The 14,826-nt window shown below is 43.2% G+C and carries 14 protein-coding genes and 4 tRNA genes; 17 read left to right on the forward strand and 1 reads right to left on the reverse strand.

All coding sequences use genetic code 11. The features are described 5' to 3' along the window. Positions 1 to 59: 59 nt before the first annotated feature. The 17 genes from B5F78_RS00245 (at position 60) to B5F78_RS00325 (ending at position 14,399) form a co-directional block, all read left to right on the forward strand. On the forward strand, positions 60 to 737 hold the full coding sequence (locus tag B5F78_RS00245) for a tetratricopeptide repeat protein (RefSeq protein WP_022040054.1): 678 nt from the start codon (positions 60 to 62) through the stop codon (positions 735 to 737). Positions 738 to 885: 148 nt separating this feature from the next. Continuing rightward, positions 886 to 1,380, forward strand: a complete 495-nt coding sequence (gene ribH, locus B5F78_RS00250) for a 6,7-dimethyl-8-ribityllumazine synthase (protein ID WP_022040055.1) — start codon at positions 886 to 888, stop codon at positions 1,378 to 1,380. A 62-nt stretch (positions 1,381 to 1,442) separates the two neighbouring features. Next, a tRNA-Tyr gene (locus B5F78_RS00255) sits at positions 1,443 to 1,525 on the forward strand. Between the two features lie 7 nt (positions 1,526 to 1,532). After that, a tRNA-Gly gene (locus tag B5F78_RS00260) sits at positions 1,533 to 1,605 on the forward strand. Between the two features lie 25 nt (positions 1,606 to 1,630). Then, a tRNA-Tyr gene (locus B5F78_RS00265) sits at positions 1,631 to 1,713 on the forward strand. 7 nt (positions 1,714 to 1,720) lie between these two features. Then, positions 1,721 to 1,793 (forward strand) — tRNA-Gly (locus tag B5F78_RS00270). A 177-nt stretch (positions 1,794 to 1,970) separates the two neighbouring features. Beyond that, positions 1,971 to 3,092 carry a UDP-galactopyranose mutase gene (glf, locus tag B5F78_RS00275; RefSeq protein ID WP_087405642.1) on the forward strand — a complete coding sequence of 374 codons (1,122 nt, stop codon included), beginning with the start codon at positions 1,971 to 1,973 and terminating at the stop codon, positions 3,090 to 3,092. Positions 3,093 to 3,732: 640 nt separating this feature from the next. Beyond that, positions 3,733 to 3,936, forward strand: a complete 204-nt coding sequence (locus B5F78_RS00280; protein WP_087396703.1) for a helix-turn-helix domain-containing protein — start codon at positions 3,733 to 3,735, stop codon at positions 3,934 to 3,936. A gap of 135 nt (positions 3,937 to 4,071) precedes the next feature. Continuing rightward, positions 4,072 to 4,632, forward strand: coding sequence for a protein adenylyltransferase Fic (fic, locus tag B5F78_RS00285; RefSeq protein WP_087405643.1), 561 nt, complete (start codon positions 4,072 to 4,074; stop codon positions 4,630 to 4,632). Between the two features lie 18 nt (positions 4,633 to 4,650). Further along, positions 4,651 to 7,329, forward strand: coding sequence for a DNA methyltransferase (locus B5F78_RS00290; protein WP_087405644.1), 2,679 nt, complete (start codon positions 4,651 to 4,653; stop codon positions 7,327 to 7,329). Further along, complete coding sequence (locus B5F78_RS00295) at positions 7,326 to 7,574, forward strand: DUF3791 domain-containing protein (RefSeq protein ID WP_087405645.1); 249 nt, start codon at positions 7,326 to 7,328, stop codon at positions 7,572 to 7,574. The genes B5F78_RS00290 and B5F78_RS00295 overlap by 4 nt, the downstream gene beginning before the upstream one ends. Next, on the forward strand, positions 7,571 to 9,787 hold the full coding sequence (locus B5F78_RS00300; protein WP_239473349.1) for a DEAD/DEAH box helicase: 2,217 nt from the start codon (positions 7,571 to 7,573) through the stop codon (positions 9,785 to 9,787). The genes B5F78_RS00295 and B5F78_RS00300 overlap by 4 nt, the downstream gene beginning before the upstream one ends. Continuing rightward, complete coding sequence (locus B5F78_RS00305) at positions 9,784 to 10,992, forward strand: GIY-YIG nuclease family protein (protein ID WP_087405646.1); 1,209 nt, start codon at positions 9,784 to 9,786, stop codon at positions 10,990 to 10,992. Before B5F78_RS00300 ends, B5F78_RS00305 begins: the two co-directional genes overlap by 4 nt. A 49-nt stretch (positions 10,993 to 11,041) precedes the next feature. After that, positions 11,042 to 12,130: a Fic family protein gene (locus tag B5F78_RS00310; protein WP_087405647.1), complete on the forward strand. Its 1,089-nt coding sequence runs from the start codon at positions 11,042 to 11,044 to the stop codon at positions 12,128 to 12,130. A gap of 37 nt (positions 12,131 to 12,167) precedes the next feature. Next, entirely contained in the window at positions 12,168 to 13,244 is a 1,077-nt protein-coding gene (locus B5F78_RS00315) for a hypothetical protein (RefSeq protein ID WP_087405648.1), read from the forward strand. A 46-nt stretch (positions 13,245 to 13,290) separates the two neighbouring features. Then, positions 13,291 to 13,797 carry a Fic family protein gene (locus tag B5F78_RS00320; RefSeq protein ID WP_239473350.1) on the forward strand — a complete coding sequence of 169 codons (507 nt, stop codon included), beginning with the start codon at positions 13,291 to 13,293 and terminating at the stop codon, positions 13,795 to 13,797. Continuing rightward, the gene (locus tag B5F78_RS00325; protein ID WP_239473351.1) at positions 13,794 to 14,399 is read left to right on the forward strand and encodes a YqiA/YcfP family alpha/beta fold hydrolase; all 606 of its coding nucleotides are present in this window, start codon (positions 13,794 to 13,796) and stop codon (positions 14,397 to 14,399) included. The genes B5F78_RS00320 and B5F78_RS00325 overlap by 4 nt, the downstream gene beginning before the upstream one ends. A 54-nt stretch (positions 14,400 to 14,453) precedes the next feature. Here B5F78_RS00325 and B5F78_RS00330 read toward each other — a convergent pair whose 3' ends face one another. After that, a complete protein-coding gene (locus B5F78_RS00330) occupies positions 14,454 to 14,729 on the reverse strand; it encodes a hypothetical protein (RefSeq protein WP_087396455.1) in 276 nt (91 codons plus the stop codon). Positions 14,730 to 14,826 lie beyond the last annotated feature (97 nt).

Raw genomic sequence — 14,826 nt, forward strand, 5'->3', positions numbered from 1 at the left:
AATTACTTTTGCTGACCGAAATTGCATTGTGAGGAAAATAATAAAAAACAATAAGAAAGATGTCAAAACAAAATCAAACTCATGACCCATTGAATGTGGATGAAGCATTAAGCACTTCCGAAGCATTCCTGTTTAAGTACAAGAACCTGTTGATAGGTATCGTAGTAGCTATCGTAGTAATCGTATGCGGATTTCAGGCTTATACCCACTTTATCGGCGAGCCCAACGAGGTAAAAGCATCCGAAGCACTGTTTAAAGGCGAACAATATTTCGGAAACAACGATTTCGAGTCCGCCTTGAAAGGGGACAGCCTGGGATATGCAGGCTTTCTGAAAATAGCAGACGAGTACAGCGGAACAGATGCAGGAAATCTGGCTAATGTTTATGCCGGACTTTGCTACGCACAATTAGGCAAATACGAAGAAGCCACTACTTATCTCGACAAATTCAGTGCAGACGACTATATGGTAGCCCCGGCAATCATCGGTACTTTGGGTAACTGCTATGCACAGATGGGACAACTGGACAAGGCTGCAGCCACCCTACTGAAAGCTGCCCACAAAGCAAACAGCACAACCTTAAGCCCCATCTATCTGCTACAGGCAGGTCAGATTCTGGAAAAACAAGGCAAAAACGCCGAAGCTGTAGATGCTTACAAGGAAATCAAGACCCAATATGGCAACTCCTACCAAGCCATGAATATCGACAAGTATATCGAACGCGCTTCTATTAAATAAAGGTGGGAAAAGCATTCCATAGCGGAATCTTCCTACCAGCATGAGGTCAACGCAAATTATATAAACTAAATTGAATATCCGCAAACAATCCATGTTTGCGGATATTCATTAAACCAATTCTCACCATCTACCCAAAAACTCAAAAGCCATGTCAACAGCTTACCACAATCTCTCCGATTACGACACCAATGCCGTACCCGATGCTTCAAACATGCGTTTCGGAATCGTTGTATCCGAATGGAACTCTAACATTACCGGTGCCCTGCTGCAAGGAGCCGTAACTACTTTAAAAAAACATGGCGCAAAAGATGAAAACATCCTGACCGCAACCGTACCGGGCAGCTTCGAATTGACATACGGATGCTCCCAGTTCATCAAAAGCGGCAAAGTAGATGCAGTTATCGCCCTAGGATGCGTAGTGCGCGGCGATACGCCTCATTTCGATTATGTATGCATGGGAGCCACCCAAGGTATTACCTGTTTGAATGCAACCCATGACATCCCGGTACTCTTCGGCCTGCTTACAACCGATACCATGCAACAGGCAGAAGACCGCGCAGGTGGAAAATTAGGCAATAAAGGCGATGAATGTGCCATCGATGCAATAAAAATGATTGATTTTGCTTGCAAATTAAAAAAATAGCATTACCTTTGCAACGCATTTGAAAAAACGAGGGAATAAGCCAAATATTCCCTCTCAAAAAAGGGCAAATACCAGAGTGGCCAAATGGGGCAGACTGTAAATCTGCTGGCTTACGCCTTCGGTGGTTCGAATCCATCTTTGCCCACTGATTTGCGGAAGTAGCTCAGTCGATAGAGCATTAGCCTTCCAAGCTGAGGGTCGCGGGTTTGAGTCCCGTCTTCCGCTCTATGAAAAGAGTGCTTTTATAAACGGGCAAGTACCAGAGTGGCCAAATGGGGCAGACTGTAAATCTGCTGGCTTACGCCTTCGGTGGTTCGAATCCATCCTTGCCCACTGATTTGCGGAAGTAGCTCAGTCGATAGAGCATTAGCCTTCCAAGCTGAGGGTCGCGGGTTTGAGTCCCGTCTTCCGCTCTCCAAAGAGACTATCTCGGATTTTCACGAGGTAGTCTCTGATTTTTTTTATTGAATATCCGTTCATTTTATCCAATCCCGCATCATCCACATTTTCGTTAATCTGACGAAATTCGGCGGATATTCCACAGATTTTTCGTAAGTTTGCCTGCAAAACCATAAAAGACATTTACATTCATGCAACGTTACGATTACTTGATAGTAGGCGCCGGATTATTCGGCTCCGTATTTGCCTACAAAGCTACACAAGAAGGAAAGAAATGCCTGGTCATCGACCGCCGACCGCATTTGGGAGGAAACTTATATTGTGAAAACACTGAAGGAATCAATGTACACAAATATGGAGCACATATCTTTCACACCTCGAACAAGCGGGTCTGGGATTTTGTCAACTCCATCGTAGAGTTCAACCGTTATACCAATTCGCCCGTGGCAAACTATAAAGGTAAACTTTATAACCTGCCTTTCAACATGAACACGTTTTACCAGATGTGGGGAGTGACCACACCTGCCGAAGCTCAGGAAAAACTGGAAGAACAACGGGCAGAGGCAGTAGCACGGATGAAAGAACAAGGCATAAGCGAACCGCGCAACCTGGAAGAACAGGCACAACTGCTGATAGGAAAAGACATTTACGAAACACTTATCAAAGGCTATACCGAAAAACAATGGGGACGGAAATGCACCGACCTGCCAGCATTCATCATCAAACGCCTACCGGTGCGCATGGTTTTCGACAACAACTATTTCAACGACAAATACCAAGGCATCCCCATCGGCGGATACAACGTGCTGATAGAACGGCTGCTGAAAGGAACTGACACCCGCCTGGACTGCGATTTCTTCGCCCACAGGCAAGAACTGGAAGCACTGGCAGACAAGATTGTATTTACCGGTGCCATCGATGAGTATTACGGATATAAATTCGGCAAACTGGAATACCGCACGGTGCGGTTTGAGACGGAAACGTTGGACACGCCGAATTACCAGGGCAATGCGGTGGTGAACTACACCGAACGGGAAGTGCCCTACACACGCGTCATCGAGCACAAGCATTTCGAAATGTTCGGTGCGGAAGTGTACCAATGTCCTAAGACCGTCGTGTCACGCGAATACAGTTCGGAATGGACCGAGGGAAGCGAACCTTATTATCCGGTGAATGACGAGAAGAACAATGCACTCTACTTGAAATACAAAGAGCTGGCAGACAAGGAAACCAACGTTATCTTCGGCGGACGGCTGGCAGAATATAAATATTACGACATGCATCACATCGTAGAAAAAGCCCTGCTTTTATAAAGAGCCAGTCGTTTCTATACACGGTACAGAATACCTCGAATCAGAAACGCACCATCATTTCCACCACCAGCTTATCCTGTTCCGACTCCAAGGCAAGCGAACGGCCGGCATAAAAATACTTTTCGTAATTTATAGTCAATCAGAAATGAATTGCGAAAAAATCATTTGTCATGCTGAGTGCCTATTTCCTGCGGAAAACCCATTCGATTATGACAAATTGTAAATTCGTCATTGGTAACGAAGTGAAGCATCTCGGATGCGCCCACGTGGATGTACACGAGATCCTTCACGTTCGTTCAGGATGACAATACAGGATGACAATACATCAAGAATTTTTCGCAAACCAATTTTGTTTTACTATAATCCTCTATAATCGAAGCTTTTCTTGGAAAACGTGTTCCAATGTATAGAATTGGTATTGCTCTAAAGATATAAATTGTATGTATCCTTCAGCATATACAGGAGTTACAATTTCTCTACAGGAATCCTGCCCAACATTCCATTCCAAACCGAATCGACTTCCTCATCCGAAAGAATCACGCCTTGAATGAATTTGAGTAAAGAGGAGAGTTTTCTTCCTCTTTACTCTTTTTATAGCATGTTATTTTATACCTTTGTAAACAAAACTAAGATAGAAAGTATGGACAAACCCATGAACCGAATAAAAGAAGTGCTTGAAGAACGTGGTATCAAACAGACATGGCTGGCAGAGAAACTCGGTAAGAGCTTCTGCATGGTTAACTCATACGTTTGTAACAGACGGCAGCCAAGTCTGGAGGTGCTGTTTCAGATAGCAGAGATTCTGAATGTGGACGTGAAGGATTTAATAAACGACAAGAAATGATGAAAAGATGAGTTTAAAATGATATGTTTTTCCAAAGCGCCATTCTTCGTGGTTTCAAAGAGCCAAAATGGCACTTTGAAAAACAGCATTAGTAACTCTGCTAATATACATGTACATAGGAATAGGAATAGGAACATGAACAAGCAATACCAAATAGATGAGCAAAGCCTCTTGAAAGCCCAACGTTTGTTTGAGTCGGATGATATAGACAAAATAGAGGTTGGCACCACAAAAGGTCTGTGTGCCATACACAAGTATCTTTTTGACGGACTTTATGACTTTGCCGGAAAGATACGCAACCTGAACATAGCCAAAGGCGGATTCCGCTTTGCTAATTGCCTGTACTTGGAAGCGATACTTCCGGTTATCGAAAAAATGCCCGAAAGCACCTTTGAGGAAATCATCGCCAAATATGTGGAAATGAACATCGCCCATCCGTTCATGGAAGGAAATGGTCGTGCTACCCGAATATGGCTTGACATGATGCTGAAGAAGAATCTCGGCAAAGTGGTGGACTGGCAAACCGTTGACAAAGACCTTTATCTGCAAGCCATGGAGCGAAGCCCCATCAACGATTTGGAACTTCGGGTATTGCTCCAACCAACCCTGACCGACAAAGTCAATGACCAAGAAGTTATCTTCAAAGGGATTGAGCAATCGTATTATTACGAAGGATATAGCAAAAGAAACGATTAACTTGCAATTCTATTACAAATGGCAAAGAAAACAAAATCATTCTCACATATAGAGGCACAAGACGCATTGGAACACCTGAACAAAACAAAACCGACAGGTGAAGAATTGGTGTACGACCTCCTACGGATATTCTGTGGTTATGGCGACGGAAACATCCGTCGCATCCGTGACGGAGTGGGCAACAAAGCGAAGGATGGACGCACCGTGCTTATCCCCAACCTCATTGCATACAGACCGAAAGCTGAACTCGACTTTCACGATGAAATCAAAGCGATGCAGGCAGACCCGAAGATAGCCAAGCATTCGCCACGGCTTTATGTGGTGAGTGATGGTAAGACGATTGTTGCTGTTGATCCCAAAGAACTGGATATTTATGAGAATGAGGTAGCGTTGATGTGGAAGGACTTTGATTTCTTTTATCCGCTTGCCGGCATTGAGAAGATACGCCACATGGAAGAAGCGGAAGCCGATGTGAAGTCTGCCGAACTGATGGCAAAGATTTTCGATGAGATACGTCGTCACAACGACATTAAAGACAAAACGGAGATGCACAACCTCAACATCTTCATGTCCCGTCTGCTCTTCTGCTACTTTGCCGAAGATACAAACCTGTTTCCCGAACCGCAACTGTTCACCAATTCCATCAAGCAACATACGGCTGAAGACGGACACGACCTTGCCGAGTTTATTGACCGCGCTTTCCTCGCCATGTCCACTAATGACCCTGCCGTGCGCGATTCCTTGCCCATGCAGTTTTGTGTATTCCCTTACGTCAATGGCGGACTATTCGAGAAGCGAGTGCCGATACCTATACTTAGCCGCCGTGCCCGCATATTGATGATTAAATGTGGGGACTTCGACTGGAAAGACATCAATCCCGACATCTTCGGCTCGATGATACAGGCGGTAGTCACGCCGGAAATGCGTGCCGGATTGGGTATGCACTACACGTCTGTACCCAATATCATGAAGCTCATCCGTCCTTTGTTCTTGGACGGACTGTATGAAGAATTTAGCGTAGCAAAAGACACACAGGATAAAAAACGACTGCGCCGTCTCTTGGCACGTTTGGGTACCATCAAGTTTTTCGACCCTGCCTGCGGTAGTGGCAATTTTCTGATTGTAAGTTATAAGAAAATCCGTGAACTTGAAATCCTTATTTGGGAAGAATTACGAAAGCTTGGTGTACCGGAACTGCCGCTTTCAAACGTCAGCCTGCAACAATTCTATGGTATAGAGATCGACGATTTTGCCTGTGACACCGCCACACTTTCACTTTGGCTGGCCGAACATCAGATGAACAATAAATTTGAGGAGGCTTTTGGTATTCGTCCCAATGCTTTGCCCTTGCGTCCGAGTGGGCATATTGTTTGTGGCAATGCATGCCGGGTGGATTGGGATACTGTCTGCCCGCACACGGCAGAAGACGAGGTTTATGTGATGGGAAATCCGCCGTATTTGGGGAGCCGTAGACAAAATGACGAGCAAAAAGCAGATATGGAATTTATTTTCCATGACAACTATGGAGAATTAGATTATATCTCATGCTGGTTTATGATTGGCTCAAACTATATAAAAGGTTCTAAGGCAAGGTACGCATTTGTATCAACCAATTCTATATGTCAAGGTATTCAAATGTCTTTGCTATGGAAAAGGATTTTCGCAAATAATGATGAAATCAACTTTGCTTACACCTCTTTTAAGTGGTCAAACAATGCCAAATACAATGCCGGAGTAACAGTTATAATTGTTGGGGTAAGCAATTCAAAAGACATAAAAAAACGAATTATATATAGTGGCGCAAGTTCTAAAATCGTTGAAAATATCTCTCCCTTATTGATTGATGCTCCAACTGTTTTTATTGAAAGCAGGATGAAGCCGTTGTTACCTAATATACCAACAATGAACTTTGGAAATATGCCTGCCGATGGTGGACTTTTTTTATTCACAAGAGAAGAAAAAAACGAGTTTATTAATCAAGAGCCTTTAAGTGCAAAGTTTTTTCGACAAATTTATGGTTCTGATGAATTTATTAATGGAAAAGAACGTTGGTGTTTATGGTTATATGGGCATAATATAAATGAATTTGATAATATGCCTCTAATTATGCAGCGTATTGATAAGGTACAAGAAGTTAGATTGAAATCATCACGCCCACAATTAGCAAAAACGCCGCATCTTTTTGCCCAAATAACACAACCGTTAGGTATAAATTTTATAATAATACCAAGTGCTTCGTCAGAACGTCGAGAATATATTCCGATAGGATATTTAGATAGTTCTAAATTGGCAACCAATTTGTGTTTAGTTATTGGCACAAATGACATTTCTCTTTTCGCTATTCTCACCAGTAAAATGCACATGGCATGGGTAAAGACGGTGGGCGGCAGACTGGAAACTCGATACCGTTATTCTGCCCAACTTTGTTATAACACATTTCCTTTCCCAACGATTAGCGAAGCACAAAAAGCAGAGTTGGCAAGTCTGGCACAAGACATACTTGACTTGCGTGAAGAACATTTTGACATGACACTTGGCGAAATGTATAATCCTGAATCCATGCCCGATGACTTGAAAGAAGCTCACCACCTCCTCGACCTTGCCGTGGAGCGTTGTTATCGTCCTGATCCTTTCACCTCGGACGAAGAGCGCCTTGAATGTTTGTTTAAGTTGTACGTTAAAATGACGAAGAAATGAAAACGGATATGAAAGATAAAGAACTTGACATAGCCTATTTCCTGTCGTTCTGTATGGAACAGTACAAGAATAAACATCAGATGAGCGGTGAAGAGGTCGCTATCTTATTTAAACAATATGGTGTGTTTCCCTATTTGGAAGATAACTTTGAGGTACTTCATACGCAAGGCCATCGGTGGCTGATGGATGAGATAGATGAATGGATAAATAACCGGAAAAACGAGGCAAAGGAGGTTCGTGTATGAATTTGGAAATAACAGATAAAAATCTATACTTACTGTTGCCCGGTAAAGTCAGCCGAGTAGCACAAATGTATGCTGATGACCAAAAGATACCACTTACAGAAGCCCTTTACCGGTTTTATAGCTCAGATACCTACAAAAAACTGGCTGAAGAAACTACAAAGTTCTGGCACTTTGGTCCTGTGGCTCTCTACGAAGAATTTTCAGATGAATTAAACAGAAAGGGAAGAAAAATGGCAGTGAATAATCTGGTAAACATCCAATATGCCCAAACGGGCAAATCAAGCGCAACCAACGACATGGGTATGCGCGAAATGCAAGCAATGGTTTACGAACAACGCAACCGTCCACATCTGTTGGTGAAGGCTCCGCCCGCATCAGGCAAGAGCCGCGCCATGATGTTTGTGGCTCTTGATAAACTGGCACACCAAGGCATACGGAAAGTGATTGTAGCGGTACCTGAAAAATCCATTGGACGCTCATTCAAAGACACCGACTTGAAGAAATACGGCTTCTTTGCCGACTGGCGTGTTGCACCTTATTATAATCTGTGCAGCTCGTCCGGAAATGAAACATCGAAGCGAGAGAAACTGATAGAGTTCTTGTCACCTTCTACGGCTGCAAAGATTCTTGTCTGCACACATAGCACATTGCGCAACGCGATGAAAGATGTTCCGAATGAGCTACTCAATGACGTTTTCTTTGGCATTGACGAATTCCATCACACTTCGGCAGACGTAAACAACAACCTCGGCGAACTGATAAGACGATTACTTAACGAAACGACGGCACATATCCTGGCAATGACGGGCAGTTACTTCCGAGGAGATGCAGTGCCTGTGATGCGTCCGGAAGACGAAGCCAAGTTTCAGCCCACTATTAACTATAATTACTACCAACAACTGAGCGGTTACAAGTATCTGAAAAGTTTGGGTATTGGTTACCAGTTTTTCACTGGCAAGTATATCAATGCCATACCCGAAGCACTTGACACCACGAAGAAAACATTGATCCACATACCCAATGTGAACTCCAAAACATCGTATGCACAAAAGTATGACGAGGTAGCTGACATCATAAGCTGCATCGGAGAAATAGTCGAAACGGATTACGAGCACTTCATCCACAAAGTGAGAACACCAGACGGGCGCATCTTGAAAGTAGGCGACTTGGTGGAAGATGATACAAGAAGACGCGATGCCTTGCAAGCCTACTTGCAACGGATGAACTCGCGCGACGCACTCGACATACTGATAGCTCTCGGAACAGCAAAAGAAGGTTTCGACTGGACATGGTGCGAATGCTGCATCACCATCGGTATACGATCGTCGCTGACAGAAATCGTACAAATCATAGGTCGTTGTACTCGTGATTGCGAAGGAAAGACGCACGCACAGTTTATCAACTTGATACCTTGTCCTGATGCGGCACAAGAAGATGTATCGATGGCTGTCAATGATTTCTTGAAGGCTATATCCGCATCGCTGCTTATGGAACAGGTCATGGCACCACGCTGGACGTTCAAGACCAAACGTGACGATGAAGACGAGAATACGCAAGGAAAAGACAAGAAGAAAGACAAAGATGATTCACACACTATTGAAGTGGAAGGATTGCCGACACCTACAGAACGTGCGCAAGCCATCATTGACAACGACCTCGATACATTGATTGCTTCCACACTTTCGGACAAGAATATACGTGAAGCCATCATCGGCACAGATACGGCTGAAATGATTACACAGGTATATATACCCAAGGTCGTCAAAGAAAAATATCCGGAATTGACAGATGAAGAGGTTGACCAAGTGTCGAAACACGCCATACTGACTATTGCGACGCAGGGACAGGAGATTACTGTGGATGACAGCGGAAACAAATTCATTCGCATGGCCAATCGTTTCATAAATCTTGATGACTTGTCTATCAACCTGATAGATTCGATAAACCCATTCCAACGGGCTTATGAAATACTTTCCAAGTCGCTTACCCCCGAAGTGCTTCATACCATTCAATACGAGATTGAATCGAAGCGTGAGGATATGACAAAAGAAGAAGCTATTCTTTTGTTTACGAAATATCTACCTAAGTGGAAAGAGGAACATGACGGAAAAGTGCCGACACTCAATGAACCGGATGCTAACGGGCGACGCATTGCCTTTGCTATTGACTACTTGCGAAAACTAAAACAACAATATCTTGCTAAGAAACAATGATAAACTGGGACGAAGAACTTGAAAAGATATTTGCCGACCCGCTGTTTGCCGATGTGACCGCCCCACAAAAGAAAGTAACATCAAGCGACAGGTTGATTGCTGGGTTTCAGCGTATCACCGAATTTGTAGAGGTGCATAATCGTCTACCACAAAGATGTGACGACCGGGAAGAGCGTTCCCTTTACAACCAGTTGCAAGGGATTCTTAAAGACCCTAAGAAAATGGAGCGATGTAAACCATACGACACAATGGGAGTTCTGAATGAAACGGATAATCACGGTGTTTCTGAACCATTGTCTACTTATGGAAGTACACCCCAAACAGAAGAACAGCAACTTGCCGATATATTCAACGACCCACTTTTTGCAGATGACAGCCAAACAGACAATGGGCTGTTTGACTTGCCGGACTACATGCGGCAGAAGTTGCAAGAACGGCAGGAAGCTGATTACATTGCGCAAAGAGTAAAGTGCGAAGATTTTGAGCGTTACGAAGCTGGATTCAAAGAAGTTCATGTAGGACTGAAATCTGGTAAATACCGCCTGATAAAGTTCAAGGAGGCACATGTGAAATCTGGACAGTATTTCGTTGAAGACGGTATGCTTGTTTATATAGCCGGAATGGACCGGATAGAAAAAAACCGTCATGGGAAAAAAAACAGTCGCACACGCTGTATTTACGAAAATGGTATGGAATCGGGCATTTATATGCAAACGCTTTGTAAGAACCTATACCATTCAGGCTATACGGTGCAAGACGTGTCGGATATGGAAGAAAACTATCTGACCAATAAGTTTTCCATCAACGCCAACGATGTGGAAAGCGGCATGATATACGTACTTCGTTCTTTGTCAAAAGACCCCGAAATAGCGGCAATCCCTAATCTCTACAAGATTGGTTTCACCACCACTCCGCTTGAAGCACGCATTGCCAACGCCAAAAATGAGCCGACTTACCTGTGTGCTGATGTCAAAGTCATAGCCACATGGCGCGTGTACAATGTGAAAAGTTCTACTTTCGAGGCGTTGATACATAAATTGTTTGATTGTGTACAACTGCAAGTTACTATAGACGGGAAGAAACCTAAAGAATGGTATGTTGTTCCATTTAATGCCATAGAACAAGCTGTAACCTATATAATCAATGGTAAATCCATTGCATACGATAAAAACATCGAACAAATCATTGTGTTGAACGAAGAATAAAAAATAAGCTATCAATGATATGTGTTTCCTCACTAAATTCTAACAGGTAATGAATGACTTTGAAGAATATATAAGACAAGGCGAGCCTCAGAAGAAAGAAAAAGGCTATGCTTGGCAAACGGCCATCGGCTTGCAGGCAGTGGACGATTTGAAACCGTCCGAATATCTGATACAGACGGCTCGGCAGCATATCGAAGGGGATATAACTATCGAAGAAGCCAAGCAACTGATTGACACCTACTATCAGTCTAAGACGGCCAGAGCCGACTTGGATGACAGGACAGAGGAGGCTGATAAGGTTTCGGCACGTATCGCCGAAATCTTGTCGGAAAAGACATTCACATTCTCTCCGGTTGAATATATCACCATCCACCGACGTCTTTTTCAAGGTATCTATAAATTTGCAGGTAAGATTAGAGATTACAATATCACCAAAAAGGAGTGGGTATTGAAAGGTGAAACCGTGTTATATGCCAGTGCCGATAGCATACGCGAAACTCTTGATTATGATTTCGGGCAAGAGAAAAATTTCAGCTATAAAGATTTGAACATCCATGATGCCATCACCCACATTGCCAATTTTATATCAGGAATTTGGCAGATACATGCTTTTGGAGAAGGCAACACCCGTACAACGGCAGTTTTTACCATAAAATACTTGCGCACTTTCGGATTTGACATCAATAACGATGCGTTTGCCAAGCATTCGTGGTATTTCCGCAATGCCTTGGTTCGTGCCAACTACAACAATCTAAGCAAAGGCATATACGCTACCACTGAATATATTGAAGTGTTCTTCCGAAACTTGATTCTATCCGAGCAGAACGAACTGAAAAATCGAATGATGCTTGTACAGGAATCTTTTCCACAAGAAAGGCAAAGTGCAAATGCAATGAATGAGACGCTCTCAAAGTGCAATATTTGCACTTTGGATTGCACTTTGGAGGAAATGGCGGTGCTCAACTTCTTACGGGAACAACCCAAAGCTACACAAAAAGAGATTGCTGTGCACATAGGCAAATCTGAGCGGACCGTCAAGAGTATTACCGTAAAATTGGTTGAAAAAGGCATTATCGAACGAAAAAACGGCAAAAGAAATGGTTTTTGGGAGATTAAAAAAAATGGTTTGAACCACTAAATTTTCATCGTGAAATATAATAAACACAATAAATAGGATGAACGAACAGAAACTGACAAAATATCTCGCTTCTTATAAAGAATGGCTGACTCAAAATCCGTCAGCAGCCAATGAGGCAAAACAAGAACAGATGGAAGCACAGCAAAAAGCTCATGCTTTCACCAAAGAGCGGCTTCTTTCCCTGTCGGAAGATGACTTGTTCGAATATCTTTCACCCCTATGGGCCATGGCGATGTGGGGCAATAAGCATTATCAGATTGATAATATCATAGAAGCCAACGGGATTGAATTGCTCCGTAAACAATTCGCCAATTTGATTTATGGAGAAGCCGACATTGAAAAGCGATGGGATGATTTTCGTTCAAAGATTAAAGGTATTGGTCCGGCTATTATGAGCGAGCTGTTATGCAAAACTTATCCCGCACAATATCTACTCTGGAATAAAAAGACATACACCGGATTTAAAACTTTGAACATTAATAACCTCCCACGCTATGAGGCAAGATTGGACGGGAAAATGTATGCACAGTTATCCGGCATCGGACGAGAATTGCTGGCGAAGTCTCAGGAATACGGATATAATGAAATCTGCGATTTGTTGGCGTTAAATTCTTTTATATGGAATGAGTTACAAGACGATTCTATAGATTGCACCATTTCCGACAAGGAAGAAGAACTTATTGCCACGAGCAAAAAAGATGCGACTTTCATCCACAATGACATCCGGGACAAAGTGGCAGAAATCGGTCATTGCCTAGGTTTCCGGGCTGAGGTTGAAAAGAAAGTTGCCGCAGGCGCGGTGGTCGATGCAATATGGGAAGTCACCATTGGGAACATGGGGCGCGTGATTTATGTGTTTGAAGTTCAAACTTCCGGCTCTATCGACAGCCTGATACTAAACTTAATGAAAGCCAAGAACAACAAAGCGGTTCAAGGCATTGTCGCCGTCACAGACCAAAAACAGATTGAACGGATTAAAAAAGAGATAGAATCGCTCCCCATAAAAGAGGAAGTGAAATTTTGGGATTACACAGAGGTGCTAAGGATACATGAAGCCTTGCAATTCGTAAATGAATCCATTAATCGGCTCGGACTTGTTCCGAATGGTTTGTAACAAAAGATGCTGCATTTATGAATGATTCCAAAGTCAAATAAATGATATGGAGACCTGCTATCGTCTGAGCTTCGAAGCTCATTTTCGTCTGGTAACCATTCATCCGTGGGTGGACGGCAATGGACGTACCACAAGGCTTCTGATGAATATCATACAACGACAGCTGGGGCTAATCCCGTCCATTGTAACGAAAGATGCTAAAGGCGAATATATCCAGGCTTTGATTGAAAGCCGTGAGCAAGAAAACAACACGATTATCCAAGATATCATGCTTGCCCAGCATATCACCAACCTTGAAAGCAGGATTTTACAGTATCAGCAAAGCATAAATGATACTGTAAACAATAGAGGTGATACTGTAAATGATACTGCAACGCGATTTATTACCCTGATTAAGGCACATCCGGAATATACTTACGATGAATATGCCAAAGCACTGAACATTGGTCGGGCTACCGTAGCTCGTTATATTAAAAAACTGAATGGAAAGGTTATCAAACGCATCGGCTCGGACAAAAACGGGCATTGGGAAATTATAACAAACGGACAATGATGATAAAGAAAATTCTTTTTCTGCACGGTTTCTTCGCTTCGGGCAGCTGCATACCAGCACAAGCATTGAGGCAAGCATTTGCGAGCAAAGCAGAAGTCCTCACCCCCGACCTGCCTTTGCATCCGAAAGAGGCATTGGCATTTATTGAAGATATCTGCCAACAAGAAAACCCCTGCGTATTGGTGGGCAATAGCAATGGCGCATTCTTGGCACAAATCGTTGCTTCTCGCCATGGACTACCCGCCCTATTGGGCAATCCTTACTTGGAAATGACCTGCTTTCTCATCGAGCGTATAGGAGAGCATGAATATAAATCGCTACGGGCAGATGGGCACCAGAAACTCGTAATAGACCAACTGTTAATAGACGAATTTGCCGAAGTACAAGCTCACCAGTGGGACAATTCACACCCAAAACTCTCCGACCGCATTTGGGGATTGTTTGGGGAGAATGACCATCTGGCACATTTTGAACCGTTGTTCCTGCAACACTATACGCACGCCTATCATTTTCCCGGTGGGCATACACCTACAGCGGAAGAAGTGCGGGAGTATTATGCGCCGTTGGCGGAGAAGCTTATGTGTCATAACACATCCCTCTAAAACACACAAAGAAGCCATTCTTTGCTTAAACTGGCAAAGAACGGCCCTCTGTTTTTACTCCATTGATTCCCGAATAATGCGCAAAGTTTCTTTCTTGTATTCCCTTCGGTTATACTCCTCTCCTCTGCACATCCAGCAGCTACAAGGAGTACCTGTAGACTGATAAACCTTTGCCCATTTTTCCTTTGCCAACTCGAACCAATGCGGATGATTATTCACACTTCCATCCTCATAAATAATAGGATGCTCGTAAGCGGCATAAAGAATCATACGAGCCTTAAACACACGCGCCATTTGTTGGCGTCTCCAAAGTTTGTTTCTTTTGTCCATCGTCTCTTTGTATTAAAGTTAGGATGAACAATGATTTTACTTTTATGAAACTTAATGTACCCATAGTTATTCCTTTTTATTATTCTTAATTCATTGA

This window comes from Bacteroides sp. An279 (genome assembly GCF_002159615.1).
Classification (GTDB): Bacteria; Bacteroidota; Bacteroidia; order Bacteroidales; family Bacteroidaceae; genus Phocaeicola; species Phocaeicola intestinalis.

Coding starts and splice junctions, on each gene's coding strand:
- B5F78_RS00315 (WP_087405648.1), top strand. CDS start 12,168: ATGAACGAACAGAAACTGACAAAATATCTCGCTTCTTATAAAGAATGG.
- B5F78_RS00300 (WP_239473349.1), top strand. CDS start 7,571: ATGAATTTGGAAATAACAGATAAAAATCTATACTTACTGTTGCCCGGT.
- B5F78_RS00330 (WP_087396455.1), bottom strand. CDS start 14,729: ATGGACAAAAGAAACAAACTTTGGAGACGCCAACAAATGGCGCGTGTG.
- glf (WP_087405642.1), top strand. CDS start 1,971: ATGCAACGTTACGATTACTTGATAGTAGGCGCCGGATTATTCGGCTCC.
- B5F78_RS00290 (WP_087405644.1), top strand. CDS start 4,651: ATGGCAAAGAAAACAAAATCATTCTCACATATAGAGGCACAAGACGCA.
- B5F78_RS00245 (WP_022040054.1), top strand. CDS start 60: ATGTCAAAACAAAATCAAACTCATGACCCATTGAATGTGGATGAAGCA.
- ribH (WP_022040055.1), top strand. CDS start 886: ATGTCAACAGCTTACCACAATCTCTCCGATTACGACACCAATGCCGTA.
- B5F78_RS00280 (WP_087396703.1), top strand. CDS start 3,733: ATGGACAAACCCATGAACCGAATAAAAGAAGTGCTTGAAGAACGTGGT.
- B5F78_RS00305 (WP_087405646.1), top strand. CDS start 9,784: ATGATAAACTGGGACGAAGAACTTGAAAAGATATTTGCCGACCCGCTG.
- B5F78_RS00295 (WP_087405645.1), top strand. CDS start 7,326: ATGAAAACGGATATGAAAGATAAAGAACTTGACATAGCCTATTTCCTG.
- B5F78_RS00325 (WP_239473351.1), top strand. CDS start 13,794: ATGATGATAAAGAAAATTCTTTTTCTGCACGGTTTCTTCGCTTCGGGC.
- fic (WP_087405643.1), top strand. CDS start 4,072: ATGAACAAGCAATACCAAATAGATGAGCAAAGCCTCTTGAAAGCCCAA.
- B5F78_RS00320 (WP_239473350.1), top strand. CDS start 13,291: ATGGAGACCTGCTATCGTCTGAGCTTCGAAGCTCATTTTCGTCTGGTA.
- B5F78_RS00310 (WP_087405647.1), top strand. CDS start 11,042: ATGAATGACTTTGAAGAATATATAAGACAAGGCGAGCCTCAGAAGAAA.